The following is a 19,099-nucleotide window of genomic DNA, read 5'->3' as shown; positions in this document are numbered from 1 at the left end:
CTACGGGGTCGGCATGCCGCCGTTGACGTTGAGCGTCTCGCCGACGACGTAGCTGGACTCGGGCGACGCGAGGAACACGTAGGCGGGTGCCAGCTCGGTCGGCTGCCCCGCACGACCGAGCGCCGTGCTCTGCCCGAACTCGGGAAGGGCCTCCGGCAGCTGCCCGCCCGACGGCTGCAGCGGCGTCCAGATCGGTCCCGGCGCAACGGCATTCACGCGGATGCCCTTCTCCGCGAGCGCCTCCGACAGGCCCTTGGTGAAGTTGTTGATGGCCGCCTTCGTCGACGCGTAGTCGATGAGGGTCGGGGACGGCGAGTAGGCCTGGATCGACGTGGTGTTGATGATCGTCGAGCCGGGCTTCAGGTGCGGCAGGGCGGCGCGCACCAGGCGGAACATCGCCAGGATGTTGATGTCGTAGGTGGCTTCCAGCTGCTCGTCGTCGATGTCGTCGAACGACTCGGTCGCCACCTGCTTGCCACCGTTGTTGACGAGGATGTCGAGGCCGCCGAGCGCCTTCACGGCCTGCTCGACCAGACTCTTGGCGAACGCCTTGTCGCGCAGGTCACCAGCGATCGTCTCGACGGTGCGGCCGTCGGCGCGGATGACCTCGGCCACCTCCTGGGCGTCGCTCTCCTCCTCGGGGAGGTAGGTGATCACGACGTCGGCGCCCTCGCGCGAGAAGGCGATCGCCGTGGCGGCACCGATGCCGGAGTCACCGCCGGTGATGAGCGCCTTGCGGCCCTCGAGCCGGCCCGTGCCGCGGTAGGACTTCTCGCCGAGGTCGGCCTTCGGAGTCATCTCGGAGTCGAGCCCGGTGCCCGGCAACGCCTTCGCCGGCGGGCTGATGACCGGGTAGCGCTTGGTGGGGTCCTGGAAGACGAGCTGGTCGGTCGTGGTCTGGTCGGCGTTCTGCGTCGCGCCGTTCTGCTTCTTGTCCTGGGAGGACATGACTCTCCTTAGCGGTTGAGGAAGCGGTGAGTGTCCTTCTCACCCCCTACCCGTACTCCGCGCCCGCAGACGTGGTTGCATCGGCCGGTCCTCTGCTTGCGCTCGCCCGGCCGGTGCTCGCTATCGTCGGTGGCATACCGACACCGACCCAGCCCCGTCGCGAGAGGACCCAGCCATGACCTTCGAGGTAGACCACTACCAGGCCGCGAGCGACCGCTACGAGTCGATGCCCTACCGCCGCTCGGGGCGCAGCGGGCTCGACCTGCCCGCCGTCTCGCTCGGCCTGTGGCACAACTTCGGCGACGACACCCCGCTCGAGCGCCAGCGCGAGATCCTCTGCCGCGCCTTCGATCTCGGGGTCACGCACTTCGACCTGGCCAACAACTACGGCCCGGAGTACGGCTCCGCCGAGCGCAACTTCGGCCGCCACCTCAAGCGCGACCTCGGGCGCTACCGGGACGAGCTGATCATCTCGTCCAAGGCGGGCTACGACATGTGGCCGGGTCCCTACGGCCAGGGTGGGGGCTCGCGCAAGTACGTCCTCGCCTCGCTGGACCAGTCGCTGGAGCGGATGGGTCTCGACTACGTCGACATCTTCTACTCGCACCGCTTCGACGAGACGACACCGCTCGAGGAGACCATGGGCGCGCTGGACACGGCCGTGCGATCCGGCCGCGCGCTCTACGTGGGGGTGTCGTCGTACTCCGCAGAGCGCACCAAGGAGGCCCACGACATCCTGCGCTCGATGGGCACCCCGCTGGTGATCCACCAGCCGTCCTACTCCATGCTCAACCGCTGGGTCGAGAACGAGGGTCTGCTCGACGTGCTTGGCGAGGAGGGCATCGGCTGCATCGCGTTCTCACCGCTCGCGCAGGGGATGCTGACCAACAAGTACCTCAAAGGCGTGCCTGCCGACTCCCGTGCGGCACAAGGCAAGTCGCTGGACAAGGACCTGATCACCGACGAGGCGCTGAGCCACATCCGCGCGCTCAACGAGATCGCCGAGGAGCGCGGTCAGTCGCTCGCGCAGATGGCGCTCGCCTGGGTGCTGCGGGACAAGCGGGTCACCTCCGTGGTCGCCGGAGCCTCCTCGGTCAAGCAGCTCGAGGACAACGTCGGCGCGGTGCGCAACCTCGACTTCACCGACGCCGAGCTGGCCCGCATCGACGAGCACGCCGTCGACTCCGGCATCAACCTGTGGGCCAAGTCCTCGGACAAGTAGACCTCGGTCAAGCAGACCCCGGCGAGAGCCTGGGCCCGAGCCGCCGGCAGCGGAGGAGATCAGGCGATCGCCGTCAGTCGTCGGTGACCGTGACGGTGACGGGGATGTTGCCGCGGGTGGCGTTGCTGTAGGGGCACATCTGGTGAGCCTTGTCGGCGAGCTGCTGCGCCTCGTCGTGCGGCAGGTTGGGGATGACGACCTCGAGGGCCACCTCGAGCGCGAAGCCACCGGAGTCGTTGGGGCCGATGCCCACCCGGGCGCCCACGCTGGAGTCACCGAGGTCCGCCTTCGCGGCCCGCGCGACGGCCTGCAGCGCCGAGTGGAAGCAGGCGGCGTAGCCCGCGGCGAACAGCTGCTCGGGGTTGGTGCCGTCGCCGGACCCACCCATCTCCTTGGGCATGGCGAGCTGCAGGTCGATGCGCCCGTCGTCCGTGCGGGTGCGGCCGTTGCGGCCGGCGCCGGTGGAGATGGCTTCGGCGGTGTAGATCGTGGACATCGGATTCTCCTTCGATCGGTCGTGCCTGATGGATGGTCGAGCGGGTGATCGGTCAGCGTGCCGGGAGCTCCCGGGCGGTGGCAGAGGTGGCGGTGGTGGCGGCGCGGGATCGGAGATAGAGCGCAACCGTGGCGAGCGCAGCCGCGGCGGCAACGACCCCCACGGCGGTCGACTGCGGCTGGTCGGTGAACCGGGCGACCGCCACCCACACGAGCCCCCAGGTGATGCCGACGCCGACGGCGTACTGAGCCGGCAGCCGGCGCGCGAGGAACGCGGCGAGGCCGACGACCACCGCGATCACGACCACCGTCGCCCCCTCGGACGGCCCACCGGTGGCGGGCACCCCCGAGGCCACCAAGGTCGCGGCGATGTTGGCGCAGGTGGCGACGCAGACCCACCCGAGGTAGAGCCCGAACGTCCCGTCCACGGCCACTCGCTCTACGGTCGACGTGGCCGGCCGCCGGGCCAGGTGATCCACCAGCCGACCCAGCGTGACCAGCAGCGCGATCATCACGGCGACGCTGACCCAGAGCCAGCCCACCTGGGTCACCATCAACCAGGCGGCGTTGAGGACCATGCTCGCCGCCCCGAGATAGCCGGTGGCGCGCAGCCGATCGTCACGGCGATGCGCCGGCAGCCACTGCCAGATCACGTAGGCGAGCAGCCCGAGATAGATCACCGACCAGATCGAGAACGCCGTGCTCGCCGGCGCGATCAAGGTGGCGTCGGCGGCCAGCGTCCCTCCGGACGACTCGGCGACCCGGGTCCCGATCACCCCCGTCCCGAGCAGCGTGCCGAAGACACAGACCACCCCGCTGACGGTCACGACGAGCTGGCGGATCCGGTCTTGGCTCATGCCGGCAGGCTATCCGGCCAGCCTCCACAGCCCCTGACAACGCGTCCGAGCCACCGAACCTGCAGATGTCGGACACGACACGCCGCAGACCTGTCCGGGATCTGCCGTCTCGGCGGGACCCGGCGGGTCGAGCGAGGGGCTACTCCCCCGCGTAGGAACCGATCGAGTACTGGTTGCCCTCAGCGTCGCGCACCGTCGCAGAGCGTCCGCCGTAGTCCTGGTCCTCCGGCTCCATCACCGAGCTGCCGCCCGCGGCCAGCGCCTTCTCGTAGACCTCGTCGACGGCCTCGTCCGAGGGGACGACCAGGTAGCACGAGCCGACGCCGACGCGCCGCTGGTAGCTGCCGGCGGCGGCCGGAGCAGAGCGCTGCGCCGAGCCGCACATCACCCCACCGGCGCCACCCCAGGAGAGCTGGGCGTGCACGACGACGCTGGGGTCCGCCGGGTCCCGATGAACCCCCCGCTCCTCGAAGCCGATCGCGCGCAGGAAGGCGAGCCCGGCGTCCGCGTCGTCGAAGTGGATGCTGTGAAACAGAGTTGGTGTAGTCATGGCTCAAGCCTCCTGCGCCTCAAGCGGGTTCGTCTTGAAGGATGGGGAACACCTCGCGCCGCCACTGGGTCGGCGTCTGCCCGGACAGCTCGTGGAAGTCGCGGCTCAGGTGCGCCTGGTCCGCGTAGCCCGCCGCGCTCGCCACGTCGGCCCAGGCCCGGCCGGTCCGCGCGAGCGCTATGGCGGCGCCGAAGCGGTGCAGCCGCCGCACGTCCTGCGGGGTCATGCCGAACTCCGCCGCGAAACGGGTCGACAGGTGCCGCCGCGACCACCCCACCTCGCGCGCGAGCTCGGCCACGCCCAGCCGACCGTGGTGGCGCTCCAGCAGCCGCCAGGCGCGCGCCAGGTCGGCTGGGACCTCGCCGCCGGCGTCGCCGGCGTCGGCCCGCAGGGCGAGGAGGTGCTCCTCCAGCAGCCGGAACCGCTCGTGCCACGTCGAGGCCCAGAGCCGCTCGTGCAGCTCGGGGGTGACGCCGCGGGGCAGCTCGGCGTGCGGAGCCAACCCGCGGGCGATGGCGGCAGCGGGCACCCCGAGCAGCGCTCGGCAGCCGGCTGGGGTGAGGTCCAGCTGCACCCCGCGCTGCACACCATGGGTGTAGATCAGGACCGGTCGCGTGTGCAGCCCGCTGGCCAGCAACCAGTGCTGCTCGCGGGTCGACGGCTCACCGTGCCACTGGAGGTCCAGCGGCTCGTCGAAGCTGATGATGACCGTCACGCCCGGCCCCGGCACGCCGTGGTGCACCGCCCGTGGATCGACCCGGTAGTCGTAACCCACGACGCGGTGGACCAGCCCGGCCAGTCCCGGGTGCAGCCGCCGCTCCTGCATGGGGTCCAGGCTCGCACCGCAGGCAGGTGCGGTCCAGACCTCGGGTGGCAATCCACCCGGACGACGGCGACCGTCGATCGCGTCGGGTGGCAATGCCAGACCCTCCCTCGCTCTCCACCGGGCTCGTAGCGTGGTGGGTGTGGACCCCGGCCGGCCACCGCGCTGGCCACCCCCGTCAACCCCGCCAACCCCGAGACCTGGAGGGACCGCCCCATGACCACCCCGTCGCCCCCCACCAGCGCGGCCCCTACCAGCGCGGACGACCAGACCGACGTCGTCGTGGTGATCGGCAGCGGCTCGATCGGTCAGGCCATCACCCGGCGGGTGAGTGCCGGCCGGCACGTGATCGTCGCTGACCTGGTCGAGGCGAACGCCGAGGCGGCCGCGCAGACCCCTGCTGGACGCCGGCTTCGACGTGTCGACTGCGGTCGTCGACGTCTCGTCGCGCGAGTCGGTGACCGATCTGGCCCAGCGAGCGGCCGCGCACGGTCCGATCGTCGGGGTCATCCACGCCGCGGGCGTGTCGCCCTCGCAGGCGAGCCCGGACACCATCCTGCGCGTAGACCTCTACGGGACGGCGTTGGTGCTGGAGGTCTTCGGTGAGCTGATCGCCCCCGGTGGCTCCGGTGTCGTCATCGCGTCGCAGTCGGGGCACCGCCTCCCGGCACTCACCACCGAGGAGGACGAGGCCCTCGCGATGACGCCGACCGACGAGCTGCTCGACCTGCCACTGCTCGCCGACGTGAGCGACCCCCTGCACGCTTATCAGGTGTCGAAGCGCGCAAATGCGTTGCGGGTCAAGGCTGCTGCCGTCACCTGGGGTGAGCGGGGTGCGCGGAACAACTGCATCAGCCCGGGGATCATCATCACGCCGCTCGCCCGCGACGAGCTGACCGGCCCACGCGGTGAGGGCTACCGCGCCATGCTCGAGGGCTGCCCCGTGGGTCGCGCCGGAACTCCTGACGAGGTGGCGACGGTCGGCGAGCTGCTCATGAGCCCGGCGGGCGCCTTCATCACCGGGTCCGACATCCTCATGGACGGCGGCGTCACCGCGTCCTGGTTCTACGGGCCGCTGAGGCCCTGATCACGCGCACCCCTGATCACCCGCACCCACGAAATCCGTTCGACCACAGGCGGACTCACATGCACACTCGCACGCTTGGACAGGGACTCGAGGTCTCCGCGATCGGCCTCGGCTGCATGGGGATGTCGCAGAGCTACGGCCCGAACCCGGGCGATCGCGACGACATGATCGCCGTCCTGCGGTACGCCGTCGAGGAGGCCGGCATCACCTTCTTCGACACATCCAGGACAACCGCTCCGTCGGCACCAACTCGCGCCCCGAGCAGATCCGCCGGGTCGCCGACGAGTCGGTCAAGCGGTTGGGCATCGACGTGATCGACCTCTTCTACCAGCACCGCGTCGACCCCGACGTGCCGATCGAGGAGGTCGCCGGGACCGTCGGTGAGCTCGTGAGGGGTGCAGCCCGGGCCAGGTCGTCCTTGCGTGGCTGCTCGCCCAGCAGCCGTGGATCGTCCCGATCCCCGGCACCCGGCGCCGCGAGCGCCTGGACGAGAACGCCGGGTCGACGACCGTGGCTCTGTCGGCGGACGAGATGTCGGACCTGGACGCCCTCGCCGCGCGGATCGGCGTGCAGGGCAACCGCTACAACGACGCCGGGATGAGCGCCGTCGGTCTGTGACGCGTCAGAGCAGACCACGCATCGTGGAGATCTCCGCCTTCTGACCCGAGATGATCGACTCGGCGAGCGTGCGGACGGCCGGATCCTTCGTGGTGCCGAGCACCTGCTCCGACATGGTGACGGCACCCTCGTGATGGGCGATCATCATGCTCAACCAGCGTCGGTCGAAGTCGGCGCCGGTGGCGGCCTCGAGCTGGGCCATCTCCCTCGCGCTCATCATCCCGTCCCCGTGGTCGTGACCCATCCCGGTCGGCGCGGCGCTCGGCGCTCCCCAGCTCGCGAGCCACCCACGCATCGTGGCGATCTCTGGGTCCTGCGCCTTCTTGATCTGGGTAGCGAGGTCGCGCACCTGAGCGGACGCGCCGGGCTTGGCCAGGGCGAGGTCGGACATCTCCACGGCCTGCTCGTGGTGCGGGATCATCATCTGCGCGAAGCTGATGTCACCCTCCCGGGAGGCGTCGGCGCTGCCGGCCGCGCTCGGGGTGCTTGTGGATCCCATGGTGTTCGTGGTTGCCGGCGACGAGGTGGTGCTCGGCGAGGTCGTGGCATGGGCGGAGCCGTGCGCCCCGTCGTGCGAGCTGTCGGAGTCGCTCGCGCAGGCGGTGAGGCCGCCCACCACGAGAGCGGTGGCGACCAGCATCGAGCTGCGGAGCCGCAAGGGGGTCATGGCACTGTCTCCTTCGTTCGGGTGGTCCCTCGACCCTCGCACACGACGCTGGACGCAGAGACACCGGGTCGGCGTGGCGCCTGGCGGGACCATCAGTCGGTCACGTCCCCCGGCCGCCGACCGGCCAGGTGACAGAGTGACTGCACGATCACGTCCCCCGCAGCGACACTGCCCCGGTAGCCCGCCGGTCCAGCCCCTCGAGAGGTCATCTTGTGAGCCGCACCGCACCCGTCCCCGACCCTCCCCGGCAGGACCGCGACGAGTGGCTCGCCAAGGAAGCAGCCATCGCCGGCCGGCTCGCCGTGCTGACGCTGGTCGGGCTTGGCGCGATCTACCTGCTGATGCAGGTGACGACCGTCTTCGTCGGCGCCTTCCTGGGTTTCACCCAGACCGCGCTGCTGTGGCCGGTCGCGCGGCGCCTGCGACGGGTGATGCCGAGCGTCGTGGCCGCGCTGCTGTGCGTCACGGTCTACCTCGGAGCGTTCCTCGCCCTGTTCTGGTTCATCGGCGTGCGGGTCCTGGGCGACTGGGACGAGCTCGCCTCCGCCGCCCTCGGCGGCATCCAGGCCGCCGGCGACTGGGCGACCCGCAGCGGCATCGAGCTGCCGTCCGGGCTGCTCGACTCGCTCGAGACGCATCTGCGTGAGCGGATCGGTGGCATCGCCTCCGGCGTGGGCACGGCCGCGGTCACGACCCTGACCAGCCTCGGGACGCTGCTGACGGTGGTGGTGCTCGCGATCTTCCTCACGATCTTCGGGCTGACCTCCGGCGACAAGCTGTGGAACTCGATCCGCTCGGTCGTGCCTGTCCAGCGCCGCAGCCAGACCGACTCGGCCTTCCGCGGGACCGTCCGCACGGCCCGGGGCTGGATGTTCGCCTCGACCGTGACCGGCCTGGTCGACGGCCTGTTCATCGGCCTCGGCCTGTGGATCCTCGGCGTCCCGCTCGCCCTGCCGATCGGTGCGCTGACCTTCGTCCTCGGGTACGTCCCCATGGTCGGCGCCACCCTCGCCGGGGCGGTCGCCGTGATCGTGGCGCTCTTCTTCGGCGGCCCGATCACCGCCCTCTGGGCCCTGCTGATCGTGCTGGCCGTGCAGCAGATCGAGGGCAACGTCCTGTCGCCGCTGCTGCTGTCGCGGGCGATGGAGTTCAACCCGATCGTCACCCTGCTGCTCGCCGCCGTCGGTGGCACGGCCTACGGCATCGTCGGCCTGTTCCTCGCCGTGCCGCTCGCCGGGATCGTCACCGCAGCCGTCAAGGGCTGGCACGCCGGTGCGGGTGACGCCGCTGCGGTCGAGGGTGCGGATGACGAGGACGCGTCCGAGCCCGCCGATGCTGCGGGCGCCGAGGTCGAGGGCGCTCCGGCCGCCAAGGACCAGCACTCCGTAGACCGTGACCCCGCCGAGTCACGTGAGCTCACCGACCGCCCGACCACCGATGGCGAGACGGCGTCCCGACACCGAGACGGCAGTTAGTCACCCCCACCCCGCCGACGTCACCAACCGCCGTCTCAGTCGCCAACCCCCGTCTCGACCCGGCCGCAACCCCCTCCCACCAGGCTCAGACGCAGGAAGGGGAGGTCACCGCAACGGTGACCTCCCCTTCCTGGGAGTGGCGCGCCGGGTCAGCGGCGGCCGCTGATCGCCTTGACGGCGAAGAGCAGGATGCATGCGCCCAGGATGGCGGTCAGCATGCTGAAGATGAGCCCGCCGCCGGCCACGTCGACGCCGAGCAACGACAGCACCCAGCCGCCGAGCAGACCGCCGATGATGCCGACCACGATGTTCAGGCCGATGCCCTGCTGCGCGTCCGTGCTCATGATCTTGCTGGCGATCCATCCGGCGATGCCGCCGAAGATGATCCAACCGAGAATGCCCCAGCCCAAGATGATGTCCACCTTTCGTGAGGTTCCGAGAGAGGGTGACCGCTGATGGCGTCACCAGTGCCGCGCGAACCTGTTGGCCGGCGGGTTCTGGGGCAGTTGTCTCAGAGTTGCCTCGGTTCGCCCGCATCTCACCGCCATCCGGACATGAACGGACGCGTACGACACCCCTCTCCGGCGCCCAAACGGCGCCGAAGCCACACGATCTGGAGCCGCCAGATCCCGACGCTACGAGACCGTCACCTGGATCGAGTGGTAGCCGCTGGCCCCGTCGGGGGCGGGCGGCGCGACCTTGTCGGTCTCGGGTCGGCCGTCGGCGTCGATCGCGCGGATGGTGAGGGTGTGCCGTCCGCTCGTCGCCGGCCACTCGTAGACCCATTGGCGCCAGGCGTCGATCGTCGCGTCCGTGCCCAGTCGGGCCTGCTCCCACGGCCCGGAGTCGACGCGCACCTGCACGCCGCTGATGCCACGGTGCTGCGCCCAGGCGACCCCGGCCACCGCGACGGTGCCCGCGGCCACGGTGTCACCGTCGCGCGGCACGTCGATGCGCGACTGGGTCTTGACCGGCCCGAGCGCCGACCAGCCGCGCGGGGTCCAGTAGCCCATGTCGTCGGCGAACGTCGTCACCTTCAGCTCGCTCACCCACTTGGTGGCGCTCACGTAGCCGTACAGGCCGGGCACGACCAGCCGCACCGGGAAGCCGTGCTCGGGCAACAACGCCTCACCGTTCTGCGCCACCACGAGCAGCGTGCTGCGGTCGTCGGTCATCGCCTCGAGCGGCGTCCCGGCGGTGAAGCCGTCCACGCTGGTCGACAGCACCATGTCCGCACCCGGGCGAACTCCCGCTTCCTTCAACAGCTCTCGTACCGGCCACCCGGTCCACACCGCGTTGCCGTTGAGCGTCCCGCCGACCTCGTTCGAGACGCACATCAGGGTGACCATCGCCTCCTGCATCGGCTTGCTCAGCAGGGTTGCCCAGTCGAGAGTGATCTCCCGCTCGACCATCCCGGTCACCCGCAGCGACCAGGTCGCGGGGTCGACCTGCGGCACCACGAGAGCGGTGTCGATGCGGTAGAACTCGGCGTTGGGCACGATGAACGGCGTCACCCCGCGGATCCCGAGGTCGGCCCCCGCGGGCACCGTGACGCGCCTGGCCACCGGCGGCACGCGGAACGCGTCGCGGGCCACCGACGCGGCGCGCACGCTCCCGGCGACCACCCGACCGACGAGGACGCCGACCGCGCCGGCCGCCACCGCGGCCAGGCCGGAGCCCAGCACCACGCGACGCGACACCGACGACACCGACGACACGGAGCGAGCCTCCCGCGGCGAACGGCCTTGTGCCGCAACCTCTCTGCTCGCAACGGTCGATCCGGAGGAGCCAGTCCGCGCAGGCCGCTGGACGAACCGGCCGGTCCAGCGAGTCAGCAGCCACCATCCGGCGACCACACCGATGAGCAGCGGCACCAGGTCGGTCGATGACGCGTGCGGCCGCGACAGCACGGCGGCGGCCGCAACAGTCCCGAGCAGCAGCAGGACGGCCACGCCGGCACGCCTCGAGCGGACGGCAGTTACGCCCATGGCACAGCTCAGCAGGACGAGGACCAGAGTGATGCCGACGTAGAGAGCCATCTTGTCGTTCGTCCCGAACGTAGAGACCGCAAAGTCCTTGAGCCACGGTGGAGCTCGATCGATGAACGCAGCACCAACGGCGTCGATCGGCGACGGCGTGCCACTCGCCCAGCCGGCTCGCTGCCCCAGCCCGGCGAGGAGCTCAGCTGCTCCCACCGTGACGGCCCCGGTCGCCAGGCCGACGACCGCACCCAGTCCGGCCGGCTCGAGCCGACCGCTTGGCGTGCCCTGCGCCCTGACCTGCGTGGTCTCCACCTGATCGACGCTAGACCCGGTTCCTGGCAATTGCCGCCGGTTGCCACGCGGGACGCGCGAGCTCTACCGCAGCCGGCGAGCCCGTGTGAGGATGAGCCATGAGCAAGCCGATCCACCACCGTGACGACGTCAACCCCGACGAGGGCGAACGCAAGTACGGCGACGTCGAGTTCGCCGACCCGGTCAACAACAAGTACCCCATCGACACCGCGGAGCACGTTCGGGCCGCCTGGAGCTACATCAGCAAGAAGGCGAACGCGGCGAAGTACACCGCTACGGAGGTCGAGCGGATCCGCGACCGCATCAAGGCCGCCGCACGCAAGCACGACGTGGACATCGAGTCGGACAGCTGACCACCGTCGGCTGATCCGCCTCCCTGACCAGGGTTCGGGGAGAACGCTTCTTGACGCGGGTCCACCCGCTCCAGCCCCGCTCGGCCAACCTGTCGCGCAACCGGCCGACGACCGGGTGCGCGTCCTCGGCGAACGCGTCCACCAGCGTCTCGCTGGACTCGAGCAACCGGATCTGCCGCCGGTGCTGCTGCAGCGCTCGGATCTGCACCCGCAGCCGCCGGTCGATCTCGTCCAACGCCGTGGCGAACGTCTCCGGGTCGGCATCCAGCAGCTCGCGGACCCGCGCCAGCGGCACGCCGGCCTCGGCGAGGGTGCGGATCCGGATGAGCCGCACCACGTCCCCCGCTCCGTAGACCCGGTAGCCCGAGTGGTCGCGCTCCGGCTCGGCCAGCAGCCCGACGCGGTGGTAGTGACGCACCGCCCGCACGGTCACCCCCGCGTAGGCCGCGAGCTGGCTGATCGTCAGCATGCTCCCCATTGTGGCCCCCGCCCGGTCAGCCCATCTTGGCGCGGTACGTCCGCATCGCGAGGGCGTAGGCGACGAGCAGCAACCCGACGCACCAGGTCACGGACACCCACCCGGCGCTGCCCACGGGCTCCTGGGCGTAGAGCCGGCGGATGACGTCCACGATCGAGGTGACCGGCTGGTGCTCGGCGAACCACCGCACCGGGGCTGGCATCCCGGCGGTGGGGACGAACGCCGAGCTGATGAAGGGCAGGAAGATCAGCGGGTAGGAGAACCCCGAGACGCCGTCGACGGTCTTGGCCGTGAGACCCGGGATCACCGCGAGCCAGGTCGCGCGAGGGTGAACAGCACGAGGATCCCGAGCACGGCCAGCCACGCGAGCAGCCCTGCGCCCGAGCGGAATCCCATCGCGAAGGCTACGAGGACCACGAGTCCGACGACGGCGAGGTTCGCGACGAGCGAGGTGAGCACGTGGCTCCACAGCAGCGCGGAGCGGGCGATCGGCATCGACTGGAAGCGCTCGAAGATGCCCGTCGAGACATCGGTGAACAGCCGGAACGCTGTGTAGGCGATGCCCGACGCCACGGTGATGAGCAGAATCCCCGGCAGCAGATGGTTGACGTAGCTGCCCCCGCCCGCGCTGATCGCCCCGCCGAAGACGTAGACGAACAGCAGCAGCATCGCGATCGGCGTGACCGCCGTCGTGATGATGGTGTCGGGGCTGCGCAGGATGTGGCGCATCGACCGGGCGAAGAGGGTGGATGTGTCGTCCAGGACGTGGGTGCGCATGGTGGGTCCTCAGGCGGTGGTGCGAGCCGGGCTCACGAGCGCGAGGAAGATCTCCTCGAGACTCGGCTGGCGCTCTACGAGCTCGCGGGTGGTGGGTGGGAAGAGCTGGGTGAGCTCGGCGAGGGTGCCGTCGACCAGGATTCGCCCCTCGTGCAGGATCGCGATCCGGTCGGCGAGGTGCTCGGCCTCCTCGAGGTACTGCGTTGTCAGCAGCACGGTGGTGCCCCGACCCGCGAGCTCTCGGACCGTAGACCACACCTCGCGTCGAGACTGCGGGTCCAGTCCCGTCGTGGGCTCGTCGAGGAAGAGCACCGGCGGGTCGCCGATCAGGCTCATGGCGATGTCGAGACGACGCCGCATGCCGCCCGAGTAGGTCGCGGCGCGACGGCCGCCCGCGTCGGTGAGGTCGAACCGCGCGAGCAGCTCGTCGGCGACGTCACCGGGGCGCTTCAGGCGACGCAGCCGGGCCACCAGCACCAGGTTCTCGCGACCGGTGAGGATCTCGTCGACGGCGGCGAACTGTCTTGTCAGGCTGATGGATTCGCGCACCTCGCCGGGCTGCGACACCACGTCGTAACCGTTGACGGTGGCCGTGCCGCCGTCGGGCTTGAGGAGGGTGGCGAGGATGCGGACGACCGTGGTCTTCCCCGCACCGTTGGAGCCGAGCAGCGCCACGAGAGCCCCTGCTGGCACGCTCAGGTCGACGCCGGTGAGCACGCGATGATCGCCGTAGGACCTGGTCAGCCCCGCGACGCGGATGGCTTCTGTGCTGGTCATGGCACGAGCGTGCAGCCTTCACCCGGGGTCAAGGTCAAGCAAGGTTGAGCAAGGTCAGACACGGGGCTCGGCTCGACCGGTAGCGTGCGGACCAACGCTGTCGTTCGCGGGCGTGCCGTCGTGCAGCCCAGCCGGGAGGTCTCATGGGTCAGGTTGTCGATTTCGTCAACGTCTCCACCGAGGGGGTCGAGAGCTCACCGGTCGCGGACGCGCTCGCGGGGCTGCGGGCCAACGAGGCTCGCTACTTCAAGAACAAGTACGACCACGTCTTCACGGTGGAGCCCGCCGAGCAGGCCATCGAGACGGTGGAGTGGGTGGCCCGGATCCTGCGCGAGGAGCGTGGGATCGTCATCGGCTCCCGCCCGCTCGAGGTCGCCGTCTGCGACGTCGAGGGCATCCACTGGGTGCACGTGTTCTACGAGTCGGGGCTGGCGATCAACGTGCTCTACACGCTCGAGGCGGGCGGCAAGCGCGCGGTGGGGTTCAAGCTGTCGGACGGGATGGAGGTCCCCGAGGAGCTCGGCGCGTTCAAGTTCGCCCGGCAGAGGTCCAAGCTGGCGGGCACGATCCGGGGGTCGTACTTCGTCATCAAGGGCGAGTACTGACGCGGCCGCCGCCCGGCCCACCGACCCCCTGACCGCCGCGTTGCTACTGTGGTCGGAGCGAGAGAGGACCTGCTATGACCCTCACCCTGCTCGTCCTGCCCGGTGACGGCATCGGCCCCGAGATCACCCCGGCGACGCTGGAGGTGCTGCGGGCCGTCGAGGAGCGGCTCGGCCTCGAGCCGATCGAGGTCGAGATCGCCGACATCGGTCTCGCGAGCCTCGCCACGCAGGGCACCACGCTGCCCGACGCGGTCCTGCGCCGGGTCCCCGAGGTCGACGGGGTGATCCTCGGGCCGGTGTCGCACTACGACTACCCACCGCGGGCCGAGGGCGGGCTGAACCCGTCAGCCGAGCTGCGCGTGCAGTTCGAGCTGGGGTCCAACATCCGCCCGTGCCGCTCGCGTCGCGACCTGTCCATCCTGCGCACGGACATGGACCTCGTCATCGTCCGGGAGAACACCGAGGGGTTCTACTCGGACCGCAACATGTTCCTCGGTCCGGGCGAGTTCATGCCGGACCCCGAGACCGCGATCAGCCTGCGCAAGATCACCGCGAGGGCGTCGCGCCGGGTCGCGCGCACGGCGTTCGCGCTGGCGCAGGGGCGGCGCCAGAAGGTCACGGCGGTGCACAAGGCCAACGTCGTGAAGGTGTCCGAGGGCCTCTTCCTGCGGTGCGTCCGCGAGGTCGCCGCCGACTACCCCGACGTCGAGCTGGAGGAGCTCATCGTGGACGCGGCCGCCGCTGCCCTGGTGCGCCGGCCGGACTCGTTCGACGTCATCGTCACGACCAACATGTTTGGTGACATCCTCTCCGACGAGGCGGCCGAGCTCTCCGGCAGCCTCGGTCTCGGCGGCTCGCTCAACGCCGGTGACGACGTCGCGGTCGCCCAGGCGCAGCACGGCTCGGCGCCGGACATCGCGGGCCAAGGCATCGCCAACCCCACCTCGCTGATCCTGTCGACCGCGATGCTGCTGCGCTGGCTCGGCGAGCGTCGAGCCGACGAAACCCTCACCACCGCAGCAGATCTCGTAGACCGTGCCGTCGAGCGGGTGCTCGACGACCCCGCCACGCGCACCCGCGACCTCGGCGGCACGCTCGGCACCGCCGACTTCACCGCGGCCGTCGTCGACGCGGTCGGCTCGGTGCCCACACGCTAGGAGGAACACGAACATGGCGAAGAACGCGGACACGGGGAAGATCCTGGTCACTGGCTCGACGGACGGTGTCGGGCTGGCGACCGCACGGGAGCTGCTCGACTCCGGTCATCACGTCGTGGTGCACGCTCGCACGCAGTCGCGGCTCGCTGCCGTGCAGGAGCTGCTCGACGGTGGTGCTGAAGCGGTCGTCGGAGATCTCGGGATCCTCGACGAGGTCCATGACCTGGTCGAGCAGGCCAACGCCCTCGGACCGTTCGACGCGGTCATCCACAACGCGGGGACGATGGACGGCAGCGCCGTGCTGCCCGTCAACGTGGTCGCTCCCTACGTGCTCACCGCAGGCATCCCGGCCGCGCGGGTGGTCTACCTGAGCAGCGGCATGCACCGCGGCGGGTCGGCCGATCTCTCCGGCATCGACTGGAGCGGCGGCTCGCGGTCGTACTCCGACAGCAAGCTCTACGTCACCGCGCTCATGGCCGCGGTGGCACGCAGGTGGCCGGACGTGCTGGCCAACGCGGTGGACCCGGGCTGGGTGCCGACGAGGATGGGCGGCCCGGGCGCGAGCGACGACCTCGCGCTGGCGCACGTCACGCAGTGCTGGCTCACCACGAGCGACGATCCGCAGGCCCAGGTCAGCGGTCGCTACTGGCACCACCAGCGGGTGCAGCGCCCCGCTCCGGCCGTCGAGGACGCGCCGTTCCAGGACGAGCTGATCGACCAGCTGGCCGCGCACACGGGCGTCGCGCTTCGCCGCTGACTCCGGCGATCGCTCAGCCGGCCACCGCGCGAGCGGCGGTGAACGTGTCAGACGGCATGGGGTGGTCGAGGCGCATGGTGATCCTGACCGGCCGCTCACCGCGGTGGCTCACGTAGTGCGCGGGGCCGAGGAAGACGTAGGGCGCCGCGCCCAGGTCCGAGGCCTTGCGCTCGCGCGCGTAGAGAAGCAGGTGCCCGCCGGCCGCCTCGTGCCCGAGATAGCGCCGACCGGTCGGAGACTCGGTCGTGGTGCTCGACTGGGTCTCCCAGTGGAAGAGCGTGGGGCTCAGGGCGTAGTCCTGGTACATCGTCGTCGGGGAGTAGTCCCGCTCCGACTTGTGCAGCGTCACCATGAGGTTGTCGACCCCTCGGTCCGCGGCGAAGGCGACGCCCTGCATCACCGAGCGCGGTGTGCGCGACAGGTTGGCGTAGTCCGTTGCGGCCAAGAGCTCTTCGCGCGAGTAGCGCGCGTGCGTGCGCAGTGGGCACCAGTCGAGGTTGCCCTCCAGCCGATGGGTCACCTGCGGGGCGTGCTCGAACGCCCAGGCGATGACCTGGTCCAGCTCGTCGCGCACGGCTGCTTCCTGCGCCAGTGCGTCGAATCCCTCTTGATAGGAGCGGAATCCACCGCCGTCGGGCCACAACGTGAAGAAGAGCATGCGGGCAAACGATGCTGCTCTGGGTGGGAGCCGGTCGTAGTCGACCGAGCCTGCGAGCAGCTCGCGGTAGGCCTGGAACCGGTCGGGGTCGTCGACGTGCGCGAAGGCGCGGGCTCGCTTGAGGAGCGCCGCCTCGTGCGCGCCACCGGTGAGCGTGGGTAGCCCCGCCTCGCGGCGAAGCACCGTCCACCCTCGGTGCGAGACGGCATACACGGCGCCGAGGTCAGCGCCGCTCTCGTCGAGGAAGGTCGCGAGGTCGTCGGTGGGGTGGGCCCGCAGGTCGGCCACGAGGTTCTTCCACTGGAGCCGGTTGAGCTGTGCCCGGATGCTGCTGGTCACCGTCTGCTGGGTCACCCGGTCCAGGTCGATCTGGCACCCGGAGGGCAGGAAGGGGAAACCGTCCGCGATCGCCTTGAGCAGCCCCTTGCGCGTGGCACCCGTCAACGCGCGGTACTTGGCGTCGAAGCGGAACTCGCTGTGCTGGTGCCCGACGAGGTCCAGCACCGTGAGCACGGCCTTGTCCTGGATCCGCCGCAGGCCACGCCCGAGCTGCTGGAGGAACACGGTGGCACTCTCCGTCGGACGCAGGAAGAGCACGGTGTCGACCTCGGGGATGTCGACCCCCTCATTGAACAGGTCGACGGTGAAGAGGACGTTGATCTGCCTCGACCTGAGGTCGGCCACGGCCTGCCTGCGGGCTGCGTCCGGCGTCCGGCCGGTCACCGCGCGGGCTGGGATCCCCGCGCGGTTGAACGCGTCAGCCATGTATTCCGCGTGCTTCACCGAGACACAGAAGCCCAGCGCCCGGATGGCGCCGAGGTCGAGGACTCTGGCCCGAAGCTCCTTGAGGATCAGCAGGACTCGTGCGTCGTTGCCGGTGTAGACATTCTCGAGCTCGGCGGTGTCGTACTGCCCGCGCTTCCAGGTCAGGCTCGCGAGATCGGTGTTGTCCGCGATTCCGAAGTAGTGGAATGGTGTCAGCAGCTCGGCCTCCAGCGCGTGCCACAGACGCAGCTCGGTCGCGGCGCGGTCGCCGAAGTGACGCCGCACGTCGAAGCCGTCGGAGCGCTCAGGAGTGGCGGTCAGCCCGAGGAGCTCCGTCGGTCGCAGGTGGGTGAGGAGCTTGATGTAGGACGAGGCCTCCGCGTGGTGAAACTCGTCCACCACAACGATGTCGAAGTGCTCCGCCGGGATCCGGTCGATGCCGTAGCTCGTGAGCGACTGGACCGAGGCGAAGACGTGCTCCCAGCGCTCGGGCCTCGCCCCGCCGACGTAGAGCTCGCCAAAGTTGCCGTCCGCCAGCACCTCTCGGTACGTGCGCAGAGACTGCTCGAGGATCTCCTGGCGATGAGCCACGAAGAGCAGACGGGGCCGGACGCCGTCCGTGACAAGGCTGCGGTAGTCGAGTGCGGCGAGGACCGTCTTGCCCGTCCCCGTCGCCGCCACCACGAGATTGCGGTGGCGCCCATGCACCTCACGGGCGACCTGCAGGTCCTCCAGCATCGCCTGCTGGTAGGGATAGGGTCGGACCTCGAGCCCGGACAGCGTGAGCGTGACCCGATCACGGACACCGCCGCGCGCTGCGATCAGTGCGTCGTCCAACCGGTCTGCGTCTCGAGCGGGGTCGTACGGTTCGTACGACGGGTCGCTCCAGTAGGCGTCGAACGTGGCTCGGAACTTCTCCAGCAGGGCCGGCGTCGCGACCTGCGACAGCCGCACGTTCCACTCGACGCCGTCGAGCAGGGCGGCCACCGACAGGTTCGACGAGCCGACGTAGCCCGTGTGGAATCCACTGGCGCGGTGAAACATCCACGCTTTCGCGTGGAGACGGGTGCGCAGCGTGTCGTAGTGGACGCGCACGTCGGCTCCGAACTTGCGGACCAGGATGTCGAGGGCCTTGCGCTCGGTCGCCCCCACATAGGTCGTGGTGATCACGCGGATGGGCACACCGCGTGCGGCGGCCAGGCCCAACGACTCGTCCAGGAAGCGCAAGCCGTGCCACTTCACGAACGCGCACAGCAGGTCGATCCGATCGGCCGACGCGACCTCCGCCCTGATCTCCGCCCCGAGCGACGGCTCCCCTGGAGCATTGGTCATCAGGTCCGCGGCGCTGAGCGGCGAGCTCGGCCGGGTCCAGGAAGGCGGTGCGCCACGCTCCGACGGGGACGAGATGGATCGGAGCTGGCGGGGTGGGTCTACGACCTCGCCGGAGGCGTCGTCGGCGCGGGCGAGAAGGGCGCTCACGAGACTCAGCTGATCTGCCGGCTTCAGGCTCCCCAGCACCGGTCGGAGCCGCTCGCGCACGTGCCAGGACAGGACGTCAGGCAGCTCGGCCGCGTCGAGATCCCCCGTCTCGGCCAGCAGGCCAGTCGCGACGGCCTGCTCGATGCGCTCCTGCACGTCACCCGTGATCAGGTGCTCGTAGATGCCCTCCGGCAGTCCCCTCGACATGACGCGAGCTTGCCACGCCGACACGCGAGACCCCGGCAAACCTGCCGCCC

At 70.3% G+C, this 19,099-nt stretch carries 18 protein-coding genes and 2 pseudogenes; 8 read left to right on the top strand and 12 right to left on the bottom strand.

The genetic code is table 11. The features are described 5' to 3' along the window. A complete protein-coding gene (locus MM440_RS06945; protein WP_241443593.1) occupies window positions 1–948 on the bottom strand; it encodes an SDR family oxidoreductase in 948 nt (315 codons plus the stop codon). Window positions 949–1,123: 175 nt separating this feature from the next. On the opposite strand from MM440_RS06945, the gene mgrA reads away from it, so the two are divergent. Further along, window positions 1,124–2,170, top strand: coding sequence for an L-glyceraldehyde 3-phosphate reductase (mgrA, locus tag MM440_RS06940; protein WP_241443592.1), 1,047 nt, complete (start codon window positions 1,124–1,126; stop codon window positions 2,168–2,170). A gap of 73 nt (window positions 2,171–2,243) precedes the next feature. Here the strand turns inward: mgrA and MM440_RS06935 are convergent, their stop codons facing one another. From MM440_RS06935 to MM440_RS06920, 4 genes are all read right to left on the bottom strand, one after another. Beyond that, a complete protein-coding gene (locus MM440_RS06935) occupies window positions 2,244–2,666 on the bottom strand; it encodes an organic hydroperoxide resistance protein (protein WP_241443591.1) in 423 nt (140 codons plus the stop codon). A gap of 52 nt (window positions 2,667–2,718) precedes the next feature. Beyond that, window positions 2,719–3,522 (bottom strand): TspO/MBR family protein, encoded by an 804-nt coding sequence (locus MM440_RS06930; RefSeq protein WP_241443590.1) that lies wholly within the window; start codon window positions 3,520–3,522, stop codon window positions 2,719–2,721. Window positions 3,523–3,661: 139 nt separating this feature from the next. Then, window positions 3,662–4,072 carry a VOC family protein gene (locus MM440_RS06925; RefSeq protein ID WP_241443589.1) on the bottom strand — a complete coding sequence of 137 codons (411 nt, stop codon included), beginning with the start codon at window positions 4,070–4,072 and terminating at the stop codon, window positions 3,662–3,664. Between the two features lie 19 nt (window positions 4,073–4,091). Beyond that, window positions 4,092–4,898, bottom strand: coding sequence for a helix-turn-helix domain-containing protein (locus MM440_RS06920; RefSeq protein WP_241443588.1), 807 nt, complete (start codon window positions 4,896–4,898; stop codon window positions 4,092–4,094). 352 nt (window positions 4,899–5,250) lie between these two features. Between MM440_RS06920 and MM440_RS06915 the strand changes: the two genes are divergently transcribed. Next, the gene (locus MM440_RS06915; protein ID WP_338155624.1) at window positions 5,251–5,982 is read left to right on the top strand and encodes an SDR family oxidoreductase; all 732 of its coding nucleotides are present in this window, start codon (window positions 5,251–5,253) and stop codon (window positions 5,980–5,982) included. Between the two features lie 59 nt (window positions 5,983–6,041). Continuing rightward, window positions 6,042–6,600 (top strand): annotated as a pseudogene (locus MM440_RS06910) (aldo/keto reductase). A gap of 4 nt (window positions 6,601–6,604) precedes the next feature. Here the strand turns inward: MM440_RS06910 and MM440_RS06905 are convergent. Continuing rightward, window positions 6,605–7,267 (bottom strand): DUF305 domain-containing protein, encoded by a 663-nt coding sequence (locus MM440_RS06905; RefSeq protein ID WP_241443586.1) that lies wholly within the window; start codon window positions 7,265–7,267, stop codon window positions 6,605–6,607. Window positions 7,268–7,479: 212 nt separating this feature from the next. On the opposite strand from MM440_RS06905, the gene MM440_RS06900 reads away from it, so the two are divergent. Next, complete coding sequence (locus MM440_RS06900; RefSeq protein WP_241443585.1) at window positions 7,480–8,742, top strand: AI-2E family transporter; 1,263 nt, start codon at window positions 7,480–7,482, stop codon at window positions 8,740–8,742. Window positions 8,743–8,891: 149 nt separating this feature from the next. Here MM440_RS06900 and MM440_RS06895 read toward each other — a convergent pair whose 3' ends face one another. Further along, window positions 8,892–9,164 (bottom strand): GlsB/YeaQ/YmgE family stress response membrane protein, encoded by a 273-nt coding sequence (locus MM440_RS06895; RefSeq protein WP_241443584.1) that lies wholly within the window; start codon window positions 9,162–9,164, stop codon window positions 8,892–8,894. A gap of 213 nt (window positions 9,165–9,377) precedes the next feature. After that, window positions 9,378–11,036, bottom strand: a complete 1,659-nt coding sequence (locus tag MM440_RS06890; protein ID WP_241443583.1) for a molybdopterin-dependent oxidoreductase — start codon at window positions 11,034–11,036, stop codon at window positions 9,378–9,380. A gap of 98 nt (window positions 11,037–11,134) precedes the next feature. Between MM440_RS06890 and MM440_RS06885 the strand changes: the two genes are divergently transcribed. Next, window positions 11,135–11,389, top strand: a complete 255-nt coding sequence (locus MM440_RS06885) for a DUF6582 domain-containing protein (protein ID WP_241443582.1) — start codon at window positions 11,135–11,137, stop codon at window positions 11,387–11,389. Here MM440_RS06885 and MM440_RS06880 read toward each other — a convergent pair. The 3 genes and pseudogenes from MM440_RS06880 to MM440_RS06870 all read right to left on the bottom strand — a co-directional run bounded on the left by MM440_RS06880 (window position 11,340) and on the right by MM440_RS06870 (window position 13,421). Then, window positions 11,340–11,858: a MerR family transcriptional regulator gene (locus MM440_RS06880; protein WP_241443581.1), complete on the bottom strand. Its 519-nt coding sequence runs from the start codon at window positions 11,856–11,858 to the stop codon at window positions 11,340–11,342. The genes MM440_RS06885 and MM440_RS06880 overlap by 50 nt on opposite strands. 25 nt (window positions 11,859–11,883) lie before the next feature. After that, a pseudogene (locus MM440_RS06875) lies at window positions 11,884–12,644 on the bottom strand (ABC transporter permease). Between the two features lie 9 nt (window positions 12,645–12,653). After that, entirely contained in the window at window positions 12,654–13,421 is a 768-nt protein-coding gene (locus MM440_RS06870; protein ID WP_241443580.1) for an ABC transporter ATP-binding protein, read from the bottom strand. A gap of 143 nt (window positions 13,422–13,564) precedes the next feature. Between MM440_RS06870 and MM440_RS06865 the strand changes: the two genes are divergently transcribed. From MM440_RS06865 to MM440_RS06855, 3 genes are all read left to right on the top strand, one after another. After that, entirely contained in the window at window positions 13,565–14,026 is a 462-nt protein-coding gene (locus MM440_RS06865) for a phage tail protein (protein ID WP_241443579.1), read from the top strand. Window positions 14,027–14,100: 74 nt separating this feature from the next. Continuing rightward, entirely contained in the window at window positions 14,101–15,183 is a 1,083-nt protein-coding gene (locus MM440_RS06860; protein ID WP_241443578.1) for an isocitrate/isopropylmalate dehydrogenase family protein, read from the top strand. Between the two features lie 13 nt (window positions 15,184–15,196). Beyond that, a complete protein-coding gene (locus MM440_RS06855; RefSeq protein WP_241443577.1) occupies window positions 15,197–15,940 on the top strand; it encodes an SDR family NAD(P)-dependent oxidoreductase in 744 nt (247 codons plus the stop codon). 13 nt (window positions 15,941–15,953) lie between these two features. On the opposite strand, the gene MM440_RS06850 is transcribed toward MM440_RS06855, so the two are convergent. Further along, entirely contained in the window at window positions 15,954–19,037 is a 3,084-nt protein-coding gene (locus tag MM440_RS06850; RefSeq protein WP_277626436.1) for a DEAD/DEAH box helicase, read from the bottom strand. Between the last annotated feature and the right edge of the window lie 62 nt (window positions 19,038–19,099).

This window comes from Arsenicicoccus piscis (genome assembly GCF_022568835.1).
GTDB lineage: Bacteria > Actinomycetota > Actinomycetes > Actinomycetales > Dermatophilaceae > Arsenicicoccus > Arsenicicoccus piscis.
The sequence above is the reverse complement of the archived record's forward strand: the minus strand, read 5'-3'. Positions and strand labels throughout refer to the sequence as shown.

Coding starts and splice junctions, on each gene's coding strand:
- MM440_RS06905 (WP_241443586.1), bottom strand. CDS start 7,267: ATGACCCCCTTGCGGCTCCGCAGCTCGATGCTGGTCGCCACCGCTCTC.
- mgrA (WP_241443592.1), top strand. CDS start 1,124: ATGACCTTCGAGGTAGACCACTACCAGGCCGCGAGCGACCGCTACGAG.
- MM440_RS06860 (WP_241443578.1), top strand. CDS start 14,101: ATGACCCTCACCCTGCTCGTCCTGCCCGGTGACGGCATCGGCCCCGAG.
- MM440_RS06945 (WP_241443593.1), bottom strand. CDS start 948: ATGTCCTCCCAGGACAAGAAGCAGAACGGCGCGACGCAGAACGCCGAC.
- MM440_RS06935 (WP_241443591.1), bottom strand. CDS start 2,666: ATGTCCACGATCTACACCGCCGAAGCCATCTCCACCGGCGCCGGCCGC.
- MM440_RS06925 (WP_241443589.1), bottom strand. CDS start 4,072: ATGACTACACCAACTCTGTTTCACAGCATCCACTTCGACGACGCGGAC.
- MM440_RS06920 (WP_241443588.1), bottom strand. CDS start 4,898: ATGCAGGAGCGGCGGCTGCACCCGGGACTGGCCGGGCTGGTCCACCGC.
- MM440_RS06880 (WP_241443581.1), bottom strand. CDS start 11,858: ATGCTGACGATCAGCCAGCTCGCGGCCTACGCGGGGGTGACCGTGCGG.
- MM440_RS06865 (WP_241443579.1), top strand. CDS start 13,565: ATGGGTCAGGTTGTCGATTTCGTCAACGTCTCCACCGAGGGGGTCGAG.
- MM440_RS06885 (WP_241443582.1), top strand. CDS start 11,135: ATGAGCAAGCCGATCCACCACCGTGACGACGTCAACCCCGACGAGGGC.
- MM440_RS06930 (WP_241443590.1), bottom strand. CDS start 3,522: ATGAGCCAAGACCGGATCCGCCAGCTCGTCGTGACCGTCAGCGGGGTG.
- MM440_RS06870 (WP_241443580.1), bottom strand. CDS start 13,421: ATGACCAGCACAGAAGCCATCCGCGTCGCGGGGCTGACCAGGTCCTAC.
- MM440_RS06855 (WP_241443577.1), top strand. CDS start 15,197: ATGGCGAAGAACGCGGACACGGGGAAGATCCTGGTCACTGGCTCGACG.